This window comes from Dickeya ananatis, assembly GCF_019464615.1.
Lineage (GTDB): Bacteria > Pseudomonadota > Gammaproteobacteria > Enterobacterales > Enterobacteriaceae > Dickeya > Dickeya oryzae.
Genome location: NZ_CP040816.1, coordinates 3,823,917 through 3,842,243, shown reverse-complemented (window position 1 = coordinate 3,842,243; position 18,327 = coordinate 3,823,917). Strand labels below are relative to the sequence as shown.

General features: G+C 53.9%; 16 protein-coding genes and 1 other RNA gene. 10 read left to right on the top strand and 7 right to left on the bottom strand.

All coding sequences use genetic code 11. From position 1 onward, the window contains the following. Positions 1 to 599: 599 nt before the first annotated feature. From mnmL to FGI04_RS17050, 5 genes are all read left to right on the top strand, one after another. Positions 600 to 1,529 carry a tRNA modification radical SAM protein MnmL/YtqA gene (gene mnmL / locus FGI04_RS17070; protein WP_407337029.1) on the top strand — a complete coding sequence of 310 codons (930 nt, stop codon included), beginning with the start codon at positions 600 to 602 and terminating at the stop codon, positions 1,527 to 1,529. Positions 1,530 to 1,667: 138 nt separating this feature from the next. Then, positions 1,668 to 4,007, top strand: a complete 2,340-nt coding sequence (arcB, locus tag FGI04_RS17065) for an aerobic respiration two-component sensor histidine kinase ArcB (RefSeq protein WP_342698970.1) — start codon at positions 1,668 to 1,670, stop codon at positions 4,005 to 4,007. Positions 4,008 to 4,243: 236 nt separating this feature from the next. Then, complete coding sequence (gene elbB / locus FGI04_RS17060) at positions 4,244 to 4,897, top strand: isoprenoid biosynthesis glyoxalase ElbB (RefSeq protein WP_407322153.1); 654 nt, start codon at positions 4,244 to 4,246, stop codon at positions 4,895 to 4,897. A 38-nt stretch (positions 4,898 to 4,935) separates the two neighbouring features. After that, positions 4,936 to 5,643 carry a monofunctional biosynthetic peptidoglycan transglycosylase gene (gene mtgA, locus FGI04_RS17055; RefSeq protein WP_407337028.1) on the top strand — a complete coding sequence of 236 codons (708 nt, stop codon included), beginning with the start codon at positions 4,936 to 4,938 and terminating at the stop codon, positions 5,641 to 5,643. 92 nt (positions 5,644 to 5,735) lie between these two features. Then, positions 5,736 to 7,076, top strand: coding sequence for an alginate lyase family protein (locus FGI04_RS17050; protein WP_407274421.1), 1,341 nt, complete (start codon positions 5,736 to 5,738; stop codon positions 7,074 to 7,076). A 109-nt stretch (positions 7,077 to 7,185) separates the two neighbouring features. Here FGI04_RS17050 and dolP read toward each other — a convergent pair whose 3' ends face one another. The 4 genes from dolP to FGI04_RS17030 all read right to left on the bottom strand — a co-directional run bounded on the left by dolP (position 7,186) and on the right by FGI04_RS17030 (position 10,861). Then, a complete protein-coding gene (gene dolP / locus FGI04_RS17045; protein WP_407337027.1) occupies positions 7,186 to 7,761 on the bottom strand; it encodes a division/outer membrane stress-associated lipid-binding lipoprotein in 576 nt (191 codons plus the stop codon). Between the two features lie 10 nt (positions 7,762 to 7,771). Then, complete coding sequence (gene diaA, locus FGI04_RS17040) at positions 7,772 to 8,362, bottom strand: DnaA initiator-associating protein DiaA (protein ID WP_012883065.1); 591 nt, start codon at positions 8,360 to 8,362, stop codon at positions 7,772 to 7,774. Between the two features lie 73 nt (positions 8,363 to 8,435). Continuing rightward, on the bottom strand, positions 8,436 to 8,792 hold the full coding sequence (locus FGI04_RS17035; protein ID WP_342699016.1) for a YraN family protein: 357 nt from the start codon (positions 8,790 to 8,792) through the stop codon (positions 8,436 to 8,438). Next, positions 8,789 to 10,861 (bottom strand): penicillin-binding protein activator, encoded by a 2,073-nt coding sequence (locus tag FGI04_RS17030; protein ID WP_342698966.1) that lies wholly within the window; start codon positions 10,859 to 10,861, stop codon positions 8,789 to 8,791. The genes FGI04_RS17035 and FGI04_RS17030 overlap by 4 nt, the downstream gene beginning before the upstream one ends. Before the next feature lie 59 nt (positions 10,862 to 10,920). Here FGI04_RS17030 and rsmI point away from each other — a divergent pair, with 59 nt between their 5' ends. The 3 genes from rsmI (at position 10,921) to ygiD (ending at position 13,176) form a co-directional block, all read left to right on the top strand. Continuing rightward, positions 10,921 to 11,808, top strand: a complete 888-nt coding sequence (rsmI, locus tag FGI04_RS17025; protein WP_038903102.1) for a 16S rRNA (cytidine(1402)-2'-O)-methyltransferase — start codon at positions 10,921 to 10,923, stop codon at positions 11,806 to 11,808. Between the two features lie 25 nt (positions 11,809 to 11,833). Next, positions 11,834 to 12,212: RNase P RNA component class A (gene rnpB / locus FGI04_RS17020), an RNA gene on the top strand. A 175-nt stretch (positions 12,213 to 12,387) separates the two neighbouring features. Continuing rightward, on the top strand, positions 12,388 to 13,176 hold the full coding sequence (gene ygiD / locus FGI04_RS17015; protein ID WP_407322155.1) for a 4,5-DOPA-extradiol-dioxygenase: 789 nt from the start codon (positions 12,388 to 12,390) through the stop codon (positions 13,174 to 13,176). 67 nt (positions 13,177 to 13,243) lie between these two features. Here ygiD and FGI04_RS17010 read toward each other — a convergent pair whose 3' ends face one another. From FGI04_RS17010 to tolC, 3 genes are all read right to left on the bottom strand, one after another. After that, complete coding sequence (locus tag FGI04_RS17010) at positions 13,244 to 14,404, bottom strand: glutathionylspermidine synthase family protein (RefSeq protein WP_342698963.1); 1,161 nt, start codon at positions 14,402 to 14,404, stop codon at positions 13,244 to 13,246. 11 nt (positions 14,405 to 14,415) lie between these two features. Beyond that, entirely contained in the window at positions 14,416 to 15,144 is a 729-nt protein-coding gene (locus FGI04_RS17005; protein ID WP_407274423.1) for a DUF1190 family protein, read from the bottom strand. 242 nt (positions 15,145 to 15,386) lie between these two features. Beyond that, a complete protein-coding gene (gene tolC, locus FGI04_RS17000) occupies positions 15,387 to 16,799 on the bottom strand; it encodes an outer membrane channel protein TolC (protein WP_407337026.1) in 1,413 nt (470 codons plus the stop codon). Between the two features lie 402 nt (positions 16,800 to 17,201). On the opposite strand from tolC, the gene nudF reads away from it, so the two are divergent. Beyond that, entirely contained in the window at positions 17,202 to 17,840 is a 639-nt protein-coding gene (gene nudF, locus FGI04_RS16995; protein WP_342698961.1) for an ADP-ribose diphosphatase, read from the top strand. Next, a complete protein-coding gene (locus tag FGI04_RS16990; protein WP_016943071.1) occupies positions 17,837 to 18,259 on the top strand; it encodes a DUF1249 family protein in 423 nt (140 codons plus the stop codon). The genes nudF and FGI04_RS16990 overlap by 4 nt, the downstream gene beginning before the upstream one ends. Positions 18,260 to 18,327 lie beyond the last annotated feature (68 nt).

The following is an 18,327-nucleotide window of genomic DNA, read 5'->3' as shown; positions in this document are numbered from 1 at the left end:
CGCCAATAAGGCATCAGTGGTGTGCGCCGCTCTCTTTTATCTGGCCTCTCGTAAGGTATCACAAGTGATGTGACTTGCTTGATGAGGGAGTCTTCTTCTTACTGCATAAATATGACGAGACGTTCACTCGTCAGGAAATCTTCCAGCGGATTCCCAAATTAGCGAGAAACCCTGTTCAGGTCAAATACCCATGACGAGCAGGCACTTTAGGGATAATATTTGCTTATGTTTATGAAATAAAAGGATTTAATTAATAAAAAGAAGATGTTGGCAGGAGCAAGGGATAGGTTGAACTGTGAGCTGTATCACTATGCTAATGGCGGGTTTTTATGGCTGCATGCTGAGATAGTCTTAGTTTGTGGCATCTTATTCTGTTTCGTGTGTTTTTTTTACTTTATGACACTGTTTTTCATTTTACGGTCATCTTTTAATGGAATGAACCTCGTAGATAAGAAAAATTAATCAGGAATAATGTGATTTTATTTTCATTAAAAACGAATAAACATGCAGCTGCATAAACCGGAGCGTATTGATCGGGGTCATCGCCGTTAACGGGCGAGAAAGGTAGGCTGATTTTTTGTGAAATGAAGAATCAGAATATGCAATTGCAAAAATTAATCAATATGTTTGGTGGGGATCTTCAGCGTCGTTATGGAGAAAAAATCCATAAATTGACGTTACACGGGGGATTTAGCTGCCCAAATCGCGACGGCACGCTGGGGCGGGGAGGGTGTACTTTCTGCAATGTGGCGTCATTTGCGGATGAACAGATGCAACAGCGCAGTATCGCCGAGCAATTAGCGACACAGGCTGGCAAGGTCAACCGCGCAAGCCGCTATCTGGCCTATTTTCAGGCGTATACCAGCACTTACACCGAAGTGCAGGTACTGGCGTCCATGTACCAGCAGGCGCTGGCGCAGGCTGACATTGTGGGGTTATGTGTCGGCACCCGGCCGGATTGTGTACCGGATACGGTGCTGGACTTGCTGGCTGACTACCATGAACAAGGGTATGAAGTCTGGCTGGAGTTGGGATTGCAAAGTGCCCATGACCGGACATTACGGCGCATCAATCGCGGGCATGATTTCGCCTGCTACCAACAGACGGCACAGCGTGCCCGTGCCAGAGGGCTGAAAGTGTGCTGCCACCTGATTGTCGGCCTGCCCGGTGAGCGCGACGAACATTGTCTGTCGACGTTGCAGCGCGTGGTTGAAGCTGGTGTCGAGGGGATTAAATTGCATCCGCTGCATATTGTGACTGGCAGCGTGATGGCGAAAGCCTGGCAAGCGGGCCGACTGGCAGCCTTGCCGCTGGAGCGTTATGTGGCGATTGCCAGTGAGATGATTCGTCACACCCCGCCCGACATTGTTTACCACCGTATTTCTGCCAGCGCCCGACGTCCGACGCTACTGGCTCCATTGTGGTGTGAAAACCGTTGGACAGGCATGGTCGGCATTCACGATTACCTGCAACAGCATGGGACGCAAGGTTCCGCGTTGGGGCAGCCGTTTCATTATTCGACACGCTAAATTCGACACACGTATTACCAATATTCTCATTACCCGACACACTCATCTTCGTGGCGGCTCGCAAATCGACCGCTCATTTACCACGCACATGATTTTTTTACGGTATGATTTGCATGTTGACGACTAAGGAACACTGTTATGAGGCAAATCAGGCTGTTGGCGCAGTATTACGTTGATTTAATGGTCAAACTGGGGTTGGTCCGGTTTTCCCTGCTACTGGCCTCGGCGCTGGTTTTGCTGGCGTTGGTGGTACAAATGGCGGTGACGCTGTTGCTCACCGGCAAGGTGGAAAATATCGACGTAGTGCGTTCTATTTTCTTTGGTTTACTGATCACGCCCTGGGCGGTTTATTTTTTGTCCGTGGTGGTCGAGCAGCTTGAAGAGTCTCGCCAGCGTCTGTCGCGCTTGGTGGCCAAGCTGGAAGAAATGCGCCAGCGCGATCAGGAACTGAACGAACAGCTACAGGGCAATATCAGCCAGCTCAATCAGGAAATTAGCGATCGTATCAAAGCGGAAGAAGCCCGATTGCTGATGGTTTCCAAGCTGCGCGAAGAAATGGCGCGTCGTGAGCAGGCGCAGGTTGAACTGGAGCAGCAATCGGCACTGCTGCGCTCCTTTCTTGATGCCTCGCCAGATCTGGTCTACTACCGCAATGAAAATAAAGAGTTTTCAGGCTGTAACCGGGCAATGGAATTGCTGCTTGGCAAAAGCCAGAAGCAACTGATTGGCCTGACGCCGAAAGATGTTTACCCCCCCGATATTGCTGAAAAAGTCATGGAAACGGATGAGAAGGTGTTCCGTCACAACGTTTCATTGACCTATGAACAGTGGCTGGTTTATCCGGATGGGCGCAAAGCTTGTTTTGAACTGCGTAAGGTGCCGTTTTACGACCGAATGGGGAAACGGCATGGGCTCATGGGGTTTGGTCGCGATATTACCGAGCGTAAACGCTATCAGGACGCGTTAGAGAACGCCAGCAGGGAAAAGACCACCTTCATCTCTACTATCAGCCACGAGCTGCGTACGCCGCTTAACGGCATTGTCGGTCTGAGTCGCATCCTGCTTGATACCCATTTGGATGCCGAGCAGCAGAAATACCTGAAAACCATTCACGTCAGCGCCATTACGCTTGGCAATATCTTCAACGACATCATCGAAATGGATAAACAGGAGCGACGTAAGGTCCAACTGGATAATCAGCCGGTGGATTTTGTCGGTTTCGTGGTGGATCTGGAAAATCTCGGTGGATTGCTGGCCCAGCCTAAAGGCCTGCAACTTGAGATGGAGCTCCATCAGCCGTTGCCGAAGACCATCATTACTGACGGCACCCGGTTGCGTCAGATCCTGTGGAATCTGCTTAGCAACGCGGTGAAATTCACGCGAGAAGGTCGGGTGGTGGTCCGGGTCTGGCATGAACAAGGCAATCGGCTGCGCTTTGAGGTGGAGGATTCCGGTATGGGGATCCCGGCCGACGAGCTCGAAAAAATCTTCTCCATGTACTACCAGGTCAAAGACCAACATGGTGGCAAACCGGCTACCGGTACCGGTATTGGGCTTGCGGTTTCTAAACGCCTGGCGCAGAGCATGGGCGGCGATATCCACGTCACCAGTGAGCTGGGTAAAGGTTCCTGCTTTACGCTGACGGTGACCGCGCCAGTGGGCGATAGTGATGAACCCGGTGACGATGAGCAGGATGAACTGCCGCTGCCCGCGCTGCATGTGCTGTTGGTGGAAGATATCGAGCTAAACGTCGTAGTGGCGCGTTCGGTATTGGAAAAATTGGGTAGCAGCGTCGATGTGGCGATGACCGGGCAGGCCGCGCTCGACATGTTTGATCCCGACGAGTTCGATTTGGTGCTGTTGGATATCCAGTTGCCGGACATGACTGGGCTTGATGTGGCACGTCGTCTGCGTGAGCGCTATGCCGGGCAGTCGATGCCGCCGCTGGTCGCGCTGACAGCAAATGTGCTCAAAGATAAAAAAGAGTATCTGGATGCGGGCATGGACGACGTACTGAGCAAGCCGCTGGCGGTGCCGGCGCTGACCGCCGTTATTCAGCAATACTGGGATCATCATGCGCAACCGGAACAGGAAGCTGCGGTGGTGGATACCGGGTCGTTGCATGATCGTATTCTGGATGTGCCGATGTTGGAGCAGTACCTGACGCTGGTGGGACCGAAACTGATTCACCAGAGCCTGGCCATGTTTGAGCAGATGATGCCTGGTTATCTGGCGATTCTGGACTCCAACATGACTGCCCGTGACCAGAACGGCATCGCCGAAGAAGGGCACAAGATCAAAGGGGCGGCTGGTTCGGTAGGGCTTAAACATCTGCAACAGGTTGCGCAACAGATTCAGACCACGACATTACCGGCATGGTGGGACAACGTACAGGAATGGATTGACGAGTTGAAACACGACTGGCAGCAGGATGTGCAGGTATTGAAAGACTGGGTTTCGGAGGCTGAAAAAAAATGACCCCGACCGAAGCCGGGGTGCGCGAATTATGCGCCAACACCAGGGAAAGTGGTACACCTGCGTTCGCTCTCAGATGTCATTGGTACGCAAGCGTTTTTGAAATCCCATCATCTGGCAACACACACCATAGCAAATATGGCGCTGTTTGTTACAAGAATCATTAAAATGTGTGATGTAGATTAGTGTTTGTCAATCAAAAAATCAATTAGTTGATGTAATGAAATGAGGGTTAATTGATGAAAAAAGTGGGCGTCGTACTCTGTGGGTGTGGTGTTTATGATGGTTCAGAAATTCACGAAGTTGTCTTGACTCTGCTTGCAATCGATCGCGCCGGGGCCGAAGCTGTCTGCTTTGCGCCGGATAAAGAACAGCTGCATGTTGTTAATCACTTGAACGGTGAGGTGACTGGTGAAAAACGCAATGTTTTAGCGGAGTCGGCGCGTATTGCACGCGGAAAAATCCAGCCATTATCCAGTGCCGATCCCCTACAGCTTGATGCACTAATTGTGCCTGGCGGATTCGGTGCAGCAAAAAATTTGAGTGATTTTGCCACCCGTGGCGCGGACTGCGAGATTGATAAAGAGCTGAAAATACTGACACGTGAAATTCATAAGAAAAATAAACCAATCGGCTTCATTTGCATCGCACCTGCCATGTTGCCAAAACTGCTCGATACCTCTGTGCGGCTTACAATTGGTAACGATATGGGAACCGCTCAGGCGATAGAAGCGATGGGTGGTGTACATGTTGAATGCCCGGTGGATGACATTGTTGTTGACGTTGCACATAAGGTTGTGACGACACCGGCCTATATGCTAGCTAACTCGATTAGCGAAGCGGCCAGCGGAATTGAGAAACTGGTGGCGCGTGTTTTGGAACTGGCTGAATGAGGCAAGGCGGGCGTCCAGGGAAAGGGGGATTGGCACGCATGGCTGTTTCGATACGTTGCTGGGTGTGGCGTGTCTTACTGGGTGTCGTCGCCATGTGGCTGGCGGCAATCCTGCTGTTTGCGTTTCTGCCTGTCCCTTTTTCCGCCGTGATGATCGACAGGCAACTTAGCGCCTGGTTGAGTGGTGATTTCAGCTATGTGGCCCATTCTGATTGGGTATCGATGGATGACATTGCCGCTGTCGCCCCTCTGGCTGTGATTGCCGCAGAAGATCAGAAATTTCCCCAGCATTGGGGGTTTGATTTCGATGCGATTTCGGCGGCACTCAAACATAACGAACAGTATGAAAACCGTATTCGCGGCGCATCGACGCTGTCACAGCAGACAGTAAAAAATCTCTTGCTATGGGATGGGCGCAGTTGGTTGCGTAAAGGTCTTGAAGCTGGTTTGACGGTTGCGGTGGAACTGGTGTGGACTAAGCGTCGTATCCTGACGGTTTACCTGAATATTGCTGAGTTCGGACCTGGAATTTTTGGTATTGAAGCGGCCTCGCGTCAATTTTTTAATAAACCGGCGAGCCGGTTGACGGCGTCAGAAGCGGCGTTGCTGGCGGCAGTGTTGCCGAATCCTATCCGTTACCGCGTCAATAAACCCACGGGTTATGTTATGCGACGTCAGCAATGGATCTTGCGTCAGATGGGCCAGATAGGCGGAGAACACTTTCTGGAAGCGAATAGACTCTATTAACAAACCTGATTAACCGGCAGGTGTTTTTCTCAGGCCGTTTCCGTTTTCAGGGGCCTGTTCGGAAATTATAACAGCCTGAATGGAGATAGAATATGCGGTATGGCATGGCTTTTTTGATATCGCTGCTACTGGGTGGACTGGTGGTGTCTGCCGACGCCGCTTCTGTCAAAAACGACAATTCTGCTTATGTATTTTTGCATGCGGAGAGTCTTGCTCAGGTAAAACAGCAATTGCGCAATCAGGCTGTACCTGCACAGCGGCAACTCGCTTATCAGCAATTGTTGCGGGCAGCGGACAGCGCTATGAAAAAACCTGACTTGACGGTTACTCAAAAACTTTCAATACCGCCGGGGGGCGACCGTCACGACTATTTGAGTCTGGCGGCGTACTGGTGGCCCTCTCCACAGCAAAAGGACGGCCTGCCTTGGGTACGACATGACGGCAAGGTGAATCCGGCGACTAAGGGTGAACAGACCGATGCTGTCCGTCTGGCGACGTTTACCGATAGGGTACATGTGCTGACGCTGGCCTGGTACTTCTCGGAACGACCTGAATATGCAAATAAAGCCATTTCCATGATTCGTACCTGGTTTATCACGCCTGAAACGCGGATGAACCCTAACCTGAATTATGCTCAAGCGATTCCAGGCAGGAATGAGGGGCGGGGCGCGGGTGTCCTTGATGGGCGTTTTTTCGCCACTCGTATTGTGGATGCGTTAGCCATCGTGCAGCAGGCTCCAGGGTGGAGTGCCAATGACGACAAGCAGATGCGTCAGTGGATGACGGAGTACCTGCACTGGTTGCTGACAAGCCATAACGGCAGGCAGGAAGCGGCAGCAAAGAATAATCACGGTAGCTGGTATGCGGTGCAGGTGGCGGGTATCGCGGCCTATCTGGGGCAGACGGAAACGGTAAAGGCCATGGTGGCATTGCAGCGGCAAAAACTCGACCATCAACTGGCGGCTGGCGGGGCGCAACCAGAGGAGCTGGCGCGAACTCGGTCGTTCCATTATAGCGTGTTCAATTTGCAGGCCGTCAGTTGGATGGCGACCCTCGCAGAGAAATATGGCGAGAATCTATGGCGGTATCAGACACCTCAAGGGGAGAGCCTGTTATCCGCACTCGATTTCGTTGCCCCTTATCTGGATGCGTCCAGGCCCTGGCCTTATAAGACGATAGGACGTGAACGTCGCGACGGTAGTCCGTTAATTCCACTGATGCTGCAGGCCGAACAGGCTATCGGTGCTCCCCGTTATCGGGCTGTTATCCAACAGGCCGGGTTTACGCCATTGCTGACCGGCGACGCGGAGGCGAAAACCGATGCCCCTGCCAGTGTAGATGCCCGGCGAAGTCTCTGGTTATTGGCATCGCCACCCTTTGGGGAACAGGCAACGACATCATCATTAAGCAAGAGAGTAAGCAAGAAAGAATGACTGGCAAGAACGTGCTGTCAGCAGGATATCGAACCGGTGTTTACCGCGAGGGTTTTATATCGAATGGTTATGGCGGCCAGTGCGTGGCCGCCATGTAAAGCGTTGGGGGTTAGTCGAGATAGCTGAACGCGGTCGTTACATGTTTGACGCCACCGACCTTACTGGCTATCTGGGCGGCTGACGTCGCTTCGCGGTGAGTCACCATACCCAGCAAAAAGACTTCGCCGTTTTCGGTGGTGACCTTCACATTGGAGGATTTCACCAGGTCGCTGGTCAGCAACTGAGAGCGCACTTTGGTGGTTATCCAGGTATCCATGGAGGCCGTGCCCAGTGAGATTGGCGTACCTTTACGAATTTCGTTATACACTTCGGTGGTGCCTTCCACGCCCATCGCTATCTGTTTCGCTCTGCTCGCCAATTCGGTAGTGGGTGCCTGACCGGTCAGCAGAACCTTGCCCTGATAAGCGGTAACGGAGACCCGCGCTTCTTTGCTTAATTGCGCATCCTTACTCAGCGCGTTAGATACCCTGACCTCCAGCGTTCCGTCGTCGACCTGGGTGCCGACAGTCCGGGGGTCGGTCGCGGATTTGGTTGCAACCGCCGCGCTACCAATCGCGACAGCACCAATACAGCCTTGCAGCATCAGACAAGCAGACAGCAGGGCAATACAAGGGTAGATCCTCATGGGGTGCTCCTTAATCGTTCTGGTGTGGAAAAAGCGTGTTATCAATCAAATCGCACAAACAATTGACAGTTAGCATATGCATTTCCTGAATACGGGCGCTACGGTGCGACGGGATGCGAATCTCCACATCCTGCTGCCCCAGTAAACCCGCCAGCTCACCACCATCGTAGCCGGTCAGCGCTACAATAGTCATGTCACGCGTAACGGCGGCTTCTACCGCTTTGACGATATCGCGGCTGTTGCCGCGCGTAGATATCGCCAGCAAGATATCGCCAGCCTGACCCAGCGCCCGCACCTGCTTGGCATAGACCTCTTCATGCAAGCGATCGTTGGCGATAGCGGTTAAGACCACGTTATCGGCATTAAGTGCAATCGCAGGCAGACTAGGCCGTTCGGTTTCAAAACGATTAATCATACTGGCGGCAAAATGCTGTGCGTTAGCGGCAGAGGTACCGTTACCACAACACAGGATTTTGTTGCCGTTGAGCAGTGATTGCACCATGGCCAGCGCCGCGCGCGAAATGGCGTCCGGCAGTGCTTCTGCCGCAGCAATCTGGGTTTGGATGCTTTCCGTGAAACAGACTTTAATTCTCTCCAGCACGTTCTGTTAACCTGTTTTGAAGTTGAAAATCGTGGTGTGTTGAATATTCATAGTGTGTTGAATATTCATGGTGTTAATCAAGTTGCCCAAACGCATTAGGCAACCATTCCACCTGCGAGCCGGTCACCGCCAGAACATCAAAGCGGCAATCCGTGGCGTCGAGACTGGTACCCTGACGGGCTAACCAGACTGACGCGGCGTGTAGCAATGATCGCTGTTTTTGCCGGGTGATACTGGCCGCTGCACCACCAAAATCGCTGTTACGGCGATAACGCACCTCGACAAATACCCAGCTGTTGCCATCGCGCATGATCAAATCCAGTTCACCACCGCGTACCGTCACGTTGGCGGCGACAAAAATCAGCCCGGCGCGCTCGAGGTGGCGTCGGGCTAATTGTTCGTAACGATCGCCGGTGTTACGCCGATTCAGGAGGCGGGCACCAGTTGTCCCTGACGGAACTGCAGCCAGGTGAGTTTACGTTTGACGACGCAATCCGGCGTGGTACTCAGTATACCGGTCGCACCGGAAATCGAACTTCCCGGCTGGTGCAACTGTGCAAAGTTGCTGGCCAGTTTCCAGGCATCCATCCCCATTGCGAACAGCCGTACCAACGAATAGTCGTTACGGAACTGTGTGCTGACTTGTTGCATCAACGCCGGGCTGGCTCCGGTCAGCAACGGAATATCGCTAAACTGCAGCCCTTCCATTTCAAACCGGAAGTCTGGCCCCAGACCTGCCTGATAGCTGCGTGAACTGGCGTAGAGTGCCGGGTGCAGCGCGCCCTTGTTACGCATGTCGATCATCGGCTTGATCAGGGTGAGTTCATCAGGCGTGGCGATGATGTAAACCGCATCCACGTTACCGTCGCTGGTGACGTTGGCTATTGGTGGTGCCTGATTCGGGATAGTCAGACCGCCAACGGTGGTAGACGATGACGGCGCCGACGTGGCGGTTATCACCGGTTGCCCATTGAGCGGAAGGCCAGCACCGCTATTGATAGCCTGTTTCAGGTCATACACGCCGCCCGTGCGCTGTTGCAAGACCACGCCGCCTGACTGCTGTTGCCAGGATTTGGCGAAGGCAGCCACGACCCTGTCACCCAGATTACCGCGTGGGGCCAGAATTAGTGGGTGTTGCTTGCCCTGTTTGTGGATGAACTCGGCGGCATCGGTCGCTTCGTCTTCCGGTGACAGCGCGAAATAACAGATGTTGGGATTCGGCTGGACCTGTTCCGGCTGGTTCAGTGCCAGCACATTCAGTGATGGGTTGAGTTTCGGCAACTGTTCCACTTCGTTTTTAAGCAGCGGACCGACGATAGTCGTCGCACCGTCTTTTTGCGCCTGGGCTATCACGTTGGCCAGCGGCTGATTGGAGGTGTCATAGACTTTCACCGGAATCGTGCTGGCTGACGCAGTCGTTGCCATCGGCATAGCGGTCGCCGTGGCGGCGGGAGCAGAAGGTGCTGGCGCTGACACAGAGGCTGCCGGATTAGATGGCACTGCGCTGTTCGGTGTCGGGGTGGCTGACGCACTGGGAACCGCGGCGGCAGTGGCGGTATTAGCCGCTTGCGCTATCTGGGCGGGTTGTGCTGGCATCGCCAGCGACGCCTGGCCGCTTCTGGCCGCGCTAAAGCCTTGCTGAATCGCATTCGCGAAGACCTGTGCCTGCCCGTTTAATGGCAGCAGCAGCGCGATAGCGTTACTGCCCGCAGGGGCGGTTTCTCCGGCAGGCGTTGTCGCCGCTGGCGGGGTACCGCCTAACTGTGACGGCAGTTGTTTAGCTGCCGGATGGCGTGGATAACGTTTTTTCCAGTCTGCGATGGCGGCTTGCAGATCAGCCGGGACCTGCGCTTTGGTCTGCCAGAGATTCAGCAGATCCAGCCAGCCTTGCAGGGTATATTCGTCGACGTTGATGACCATCGAACCGAGATCCTGCTGGGTTAACTGGGTCAATGCTGTCCAGGTCTGGTCTATATTGCGCTGATGCGCATCCCCTTGTAACAGCGGCTCCAGCCCGATATAAGCACGGATCAGCGTCAGAGATGAGTGACCCTGAGCGGCGTTGATTTGTGTCTGGTAGTAGCGTTCTTGCTGTTGGGGAGAGAGCGATTTCACGTCCAGCTGTGCCAGCGTGGTGTTCGCCGCGTTCATGTCGTTCTGCGCGACGGCCAGTTCAGCTGTCAGCAGACGTTGCTCTTGTCGCTGTTTGTCACTGAGCTGCGACGGCAATGCGCTTAACTGGTTGCCCGCTTGCGGGAGTTTGCCTTCCTGAATCAGGGCATGAATCGCAAGTAATTGCCAGTCAGCCTTGCTATCATCACCACTTTGCTGCATCTGCTGCAGGTAGTAGTCGGAAGATGCGCCGGCTTTGCTCTCCACGCGTTGTTGGGGCGCGGTGCCTTGTGGGGCCTGGCTGGGACAGCCAGCGAGAAACAGAGCCGCCAGCATGACAGGAACCAGACGACCTGCATGGGTACGGACAGAATTTAACGGAAGCATACTGTATCCAGTGATGTTTTAACGATGCTCAATATTAAATCGGCAAACCGGATGAAACAATGAATCAAGACCAACAAGCTCAGATTTCCGCCTCCACGCTGTACATTGTTCCCACGCCTATCGGCAATCTGGCGGATATCACGCAGCGAGCGTTGACGGTACTGCAACAGGTTGATCTTATTGCAGCAGAAGATACCCGGCATACTGGTTTATTGTTACAACATTTCGCAATTAATGCGCGCCTGTTCGCACTCCATGATCACAATGAGCAGCAAAAGGCAGAACAATTGCTAGCCAGATTGCAGCAAGGCATGAGTATCGCGTTGGTGTCGGATGCGGGTACACCGTTGATTAACGACCCCGGTTACCATCTGGTTCGGCGATGCCGTGAGGCTGGCGTTCGCGTTGTACCGTTGCCGGGGCCGTGTGCGGCTATCACTGCGCTGTCTGCTGCTGGTTTGCCATCGGACCGCTTTTGTTATGAAGGTTTCCTGCCAGCAAAAACTAAAGCGCGTAAAGACACATTGCGTGATTTGCAGGAAGAAACGCGCACGCTGATTTTCTACGAATCAACCCACCGGCTGCTGGATAGTTTGCAGGATATGGTTGAGGTGTGGGGTGCGGAACGCTACGTGGTGCTGGCACGGGAACTGACCAAAACCTGGGAATCGCTGTACGGCGCGCCGGTGGGGGAGTTGTTGGCTTGGGTACAGGAAGACGAGAACCGCCGTAAAGGTGAGATGGTATTGATTGTGGAAGGGCATCAGCCTGACGACGACGCGTTGCCTGCGGCGGTGTTGCGCACTCTGCAACTGTTGCGGGCAGAATTGCCGCTGAAAAAAGCGGCGGCGCTGGCGGCAGAGATTCACGGTGTGAAAAAGAACGCGCTTTACCGTTATGGACTGGAACAAGAAAACGGTGACGGTGCATCGGAAGATGACAAGTAGGACAATTTGTCCTATTATCCGCGCCGAAGTTGACCAGACAGTCGCCGCTTCGTCGTCGTCCTCCGTTAGGGGGAGACGGGCGGAGGGGAGGAAAGTCCGGGCTCCATAGGGCAGGGTGCCAGGTAACGCCTGGGGGGGAAACCCACGACCAGTGCAACAGAGAGCAAACCGCCGATGGCCCGCGCAAGCGGGATCAGGTAAGGGTGAAAGGGTGCGGTAAGAGCGCACCGCGCGGCTGGTAACAGTCCGTGGCACGGTAAACTCCACCCGGAGCAAGGCCAAATAGGGGTTCACATGGTACGGCCCGTACTGAACCCGGGTAGGCTGCTTGAGCCAGCGCGCGAGCTCTGGCCTAGATGAATGACTGTCCACGACAGAACCCGGCTTATCGGTCAACTTCACTCTTTCAGAACCCCGCCAATCGGCGGGGTTTTTTTATGTCTTTCTCCGGTGATACGGCTAAATCGTCAAATTTATTGACAATCATCATCATGGTTATCCGACTGTATCGACGAAACAGGAGGGGTAAAGTAGTCACCATCGGTACTCGCTACCCACACTGTTACTAAGGATATCGTTATGAGCATTTCCCGGATGCCGGCACTGTTTCTGGGCCACGGGAGCCCGATGAATGCGCTGGAAGACAATGAACACACACAGGCCTGGCGTAAACTGGGTGAAACCCTGCCACGTCCGAAGGCAATAGTCGCGGTATCTGCACACTGGTATACCCGCGTGACGGCGGTAACGGCGATGAGTCAGCCGCGAACGATTCATGATTTCGGTGGCTTCCCACAGGCATTGTTCGATACTCGCTACCCTGCACCTGGTGCCCCAGATGTGGCTAAACGGGTACAAGAAGTCCTGTCGCCGGTTGCGGTCTACGCGGATCATCAGGAATGGGGGTTGGACCACGGCACTTGGGGGGTACTGATTAAGGTGTATCCGCAAGCGGATATCCCGGTCGTACAGCTCAGCGTCGATGGTACTAAGCCACCTGCTTACCATTATGAGTTGGGCCGTAAACTGGCTGCGTTGCGTGATGAAGGCATTATGATCGTCGCCAGCGGCAACGTGGTGCACAACCTGCGGATGATTAAGTGGAGCGGCGACGGTTCCCCTTATAGCTGGGCAACCTCGTTTAACGATTTTGTTCGCAGCAACCTGCGCTGGCAGGGGGATGCGGCGGAACACCCACTGGTGAATTTCATGCAACACAATGACGCCGCGCTGTCTAACCCGACACCGGATCATTTTCTGCCATTACTGTATGTTCTGGGCAGCTGGAATGGTCAGGAGCCGATATCGACGCCGACGGATGGCATTGTGATGGGGTCGCTCAGCATGATGTCGGTGCAGGTAGGGTGAGTCACCGGTCGAAAACAGGTATCGCGTGTCATGGCGATACCTGTGGCTGTGCAGCTGCGCTCTGGCGTTAATCCAGAATGATATGCGGATAGAAGCGGGATAAATCCTGAGTGATCAGCTCCCGGTCTTCCCGAAGCCCGATACCGCAAGGGGTATCGCCTACCAGCCAACTGCCGATAAGCGTATAGCTATCATTGAATCGCGGTAGTGGGTGGAATTGCTGCACGATGGAACCTTCTTCACCATAGGGGCCATCCACGGCGGCGATTTGCTGACCCTGTCGGTAAATCTGGATGTTGGCACCTTCGCGCGAAAACAGCGGCTTGACCACGTAGTCACTCATGGCCGGTGGATTGTCTTCGGTGAAATAGGCTGGCAGCAGGTTAGGATGGTTAGGAAACATGTGCCATAACATCGGCAACAGCGCCTTGTTGGAAAGCACGCTTTTCCAGCCCGGTTCCAGCCAGCGTACCCCCGCGTCCGCCAGTTTGGTGGAGAAGGTTTCGCGCAGCATGAACTCCCACGGATAGAGTTTGAACAGGTTACCGATGGTGTTGTCCTGCAAATCGGTAAATTGCCCACGATCGCCTAAGCCTATCTCGTCGATGTACAGGAATTGATTTGGAATACCCGCTTCCTGTGCACAATCCTGCAAATACTGCACTGTTCCCCGATCTTCCTCCGTATCCCGGCAGCAGGTGAAATACATTGCACCGAAACCGTGGTGGGTTCGCAGGTATTCAAAACGCTCGATCAGTCTTTCCTGCAAGCTATTGTACTGATCCGCGTGCGACGGCAGCAGACCGGCCCGGATCTGATCTTCCAGCCAGATCCACTGAAAGAATGCGGATTCGTACAATGACGTCGGGGTATCCGCATTGTTTTCCAGTAACCGGGCGGGGCTTTTGCCGTCGTAAGCCAGATCGAGACGCGCATAGAGCGCTGGCTGGCGCGATAGCCATGAACTGCGCACGAAGTCCCAGGTATGGCGGGGAATTCGGAATTTGGTCAACAGTGCTTCGCTGTTGACCACTTTATCGACGACCTGCAAACACATTTGGTTTAGCTCGGCGGTGGTCTCTTCCAGTTCTTCAATTTGCGCCAGCGTAAACTGGTAGCAAGCGTCTTCACACCAGTAGGGTTCGCCATACAAGGTATGGAACTGAAAACCATATTCGGCCGCTTTTTCCCGCCAGTTCGGGCGTTCGTTAATCGCAATACGTTTCATGGCTGGCGACCTTATCCCCCGAAGGAGCGGCGAATCGGGGTTTCACTGCTGCCACTTGAGCGTGTACCGGTGCCTGTAGCATAGCCAGCAGTGCTACTGGATTTATCCCGGTTGTCCGTCATGTTAGCCGCCGGTGCGTTGTTGAGTCGGTTCACGGTATCGCCAAAGCCGCCACGGGTGGTGGTAATGCTGGACGTCGGTTTGGGCGTCATGGCGTCTTTCGGAACGGTGATGGTGCGTCCGGTGGTGGAACCGTAACTCTTACCGCTGGCATCCACATAGCTGCCGTTGGCCGGGCTATTGGGAGTATTCGGGCGGAACACCGGCTGTTGGGCAAAATTATTGCCGCCCATCAGCTTACCCATCATGAATCCCGCCATGAGCGGCATCCAGAAACTGCCGCTTTGCTGTGGCGTTGCGCTGGCAGTCGTTGCCCCTGCACTTGACTGGGTGCACTGGCTTTCGCCGAACGCTGCCACGCATTCTTCACGGGTCGCGAATTTGGGCGCGGTTCTTTCCGCCTCTTTCAACGCATTGTTATAGGTGGTCGTGCACTGGTCCTTCATGGCCGGATTAGCGCGTGAGCAATCATCCGCGTTCTGGTAGAGCGAAACGGTTTCGTCAGCTTTCTCACAACCAGAGAGAATAAACGTGGCGCTGACAGCCAGTGCGATTGGAGCAATACGGTAACCCCAGCGTTTACGAAAACGTGCGTGGTTAATGTCTGACGTTCTTTTCATCGGTTAATCCCAGGGAAACAGGGCATCATGCCCATCATGTTAATAATAAGTATGTAGGTATAAGGCGCGCTTAAGCATAGGAGAAGGGGGAATGGCTTGTAAAGCATCGACGGCGGGTAAGCAACCGGCGTGTGCGCCTGAAAGAGGTAAAGCGAACGATATAAAACAATCGATATAAAATAAACGATATAAAACAAGTGATAAAAACAAGGGGAACCGTTCTGGTTCCCCTGGTGATGTGATTACGGTCTGGCTTTGGTGGTGGTTTTAGCGGCGACCGGTGTGGAAACTGCAGGCGGAATGTCTTCGCTGACGTTCGCTGAGGTGGAGACCGGTTTGCCCAACATCGCGTTCAGTGTGCGCAGGTCGTCTTCATTTAACGTACCGAGCGCTTGCTTGAGGTTCAGCTGATTGACCAGGTAATCATAACGTGCACCGGACAACTGCTGTTTAGCGCTGTACAGGGTACTGGTGGCGCTCAACACATCAACGATGGTACGGGTACCCACCTGATAACCGGCTTCCATGGCATCCAACGAGCTTTGCGCTGATACCACCGCCTGTTTGTAGGCGTTGACGCTACTGATCGAAGCGGAAATATTGTTATAGGCGGAACGCAGCGTCTGGATGACCGAACGGTGTGCGCTTTCCATGCTCTCACTGGACGCCACAAAACTGTATTGCGCCTGTTTTACTTTGGATGAGGTGCCGCCGCCGCTGTAAATCGGCAACGAGAAGCTCAGGCCAACCTGATTCTGTCCCACATAGGTGTCGGTGAAGTTACTTCCAACCGCATGAGAACCGGAATAGTTGGTATTGGTGACGCCGGTGGAGGCGGTCAGGCTAAGCGTAGGCAGGTGGCCGCTTTCCGCAGAGCGGATCTGCTCGCGGGCCAGGTCCTGGCTCAAGCGGGCAGACAACAAGCTGAGGTTGCGGTTTTCCGCTTCTTTCAGCAGGCCATTGACGGCACCAGGCTGTTGCGGGGCGAAACGATCGATATTCAGCCCGGCGAGCTGCGGATAGAACTGCCCGGTCACCTGACGCAGGGTTTCCATCGCGTTATCCAGATTGTTGCGTGCGGTCACTTCGCTCGCCAGTACGCTGTCGTATTGAGCGCGGGCGTTTTGTACGTCGGTGATGGCAACCAGGCCGACATTGAAACGCTGCGTGGTCTGGTCCAGTTCGCGGTAGATAGCCTGTTTCTGGGCGCTAACGTAAGACAGGGAATCAATGGCGCGCAATACGTTGAAGTAGGCGGTCGCGGTATTGAGCAGCAAGGTTTGCTGGGACGTCTGGTAGCTCACATCCTGAATTCCGGCTTGTTTTTCCTGCAGGGTCAGTGCACGCCACAGCGACATATTGAAGATGGACTGGGTTAACTGCAGCGACCCGCTGGTCACATTGCTATTGATGTCTCTGCGGTCGCGATATCCGCTGCTGTAGGTGTAGTCCGCACCTAAACCCAACTGGGGCAGCAAGGACGAACGAGCTTCATTAATTTTCTCGAAAGCCGCGTCTCGGTTGGCGGCAGCGCTGCGTAAATCCGGATTGGTTGTTTTAGCCTGCTGATAAACCTGTAACAGGTCTTCGGCCTGGCTTGCGGCACTAAAGCCAACCAGACCCAGACTGATGAGAAGTGGTAGCTGTTTCTTCATTTGCATTCCTTGTTGTGCAGCAAAGTTTTTTGGTTGCGCCATCTTGAGACGATATACCTGCCGATTCTATCAGAATCGGCTAATCGAATTAGGTGGCTGAATGTGCCATCTTTTCCTTGCGGTTATCCCAAAAGCCTATTTTACTTAGCAGTTTGGGTTTGGGCACAATGCCCGGCAGCGTGTCATAGACTGCCCCGGCAGGATTGCCGTTTCAGGGGGCGCAAAGACATTGCGCCAAGACCTGGAACGCCCCATTCTTGCTGGTAGACTTTCCGCACCTGATTATCCGTATCGGGTTGGCACGATTGCACGATGAATATTGCACAAAACGGTGAGCGCCTGTCCACGTTTTCGCCACACAAAAATGGCTGACCCGCCGTGTTGTCCACAGGAGTTGAGTTTATGGCGTCCTCAGATACACATCCCGGTACTTTTGCCAAAGATGATGTAGAAATTATTGCACGTGAAACGCTCTACAAGGGTTTTTTTTCACTGCAGCGCTACCGCTTCCGCCATCGCCTGTTTAACGGCGGTATGAGCGATGAAGTCAGCCGGGAAATTCTGGAGCGCGGCCATGCCGTTGTGTTGCTGCCTTATGACCCGGTGCGCGACGAAGTGGTGTTGATAGAACAAATTCGCATTGCCGCTTATGACACCAGCCCGTCACCGTGGCTGTTCGAGCTGGTGGCCGGCATGATCGAACCTGGTGAAAGTCAGGAGGAGGTGGCGCGCCGGGAAGCGAAGGAAGAAGCCGGGCTGGTCGTGAAGCGCTGTCTTCCGGCGCTCAGTTATCTGGCAAGCCCTGGCGGCACCAGTGAACGTCTGGCGATTTGGGTTGGCGAGGTGGATGCCAGCGCTGCCAGCGGTATTCACGGCTTAGCAGAAGAGAACGAAGATATCCGCGTGCACGTCGTTAGCCGCGAGCAGAGCTACCAGTGGGTGGAACAAGGGATTATTGATAACGCCGCTTCTGTCATTGCCTTGCAATGGTTGGCATTGCACCATGAGACGTTAAAAAAAGCCTGGGTGGACGGACAATGAAGCGCTATACCCCGGATTTCCCGGAAATGATGCGGCTTAGCGAAATGAACTTCGCGCAGCTACGCCGTCTGCTGCCTCGCAATGAAGAAGTCGGCGCTGCGGTGGTGTATCAGGTCCATAACGCCAGTTACCGTTTAACTATTCTGGAGTCTACGCGGTATACGGCGCTGGTGGAGATCCAGCAGATAGCCCCGTCGGTCAGTTACTGGAGCCTGCCGACGCTGTCGGTACGGCTCTACTACGATGCGATGGTTGCGGAAGTGTGTTCCAGTCAGCAGATCTTCCGCTTTAAGGCACGTTATGATTATCCGAACAAGAAGTTACATCAACGTGACGAAAAGCATCAGATTAATCAGTTTCTTGCCGACTGGCTAAGATATTGCCTGGCGTGTGGTTCAATGTCAGTTCCTGTGTGTTAGACATATCCACCCTTAGATTGCGGGGCGTGAGCCGCCTTGCTGCAACCCGGTCTATTTAAGGGTGTGGA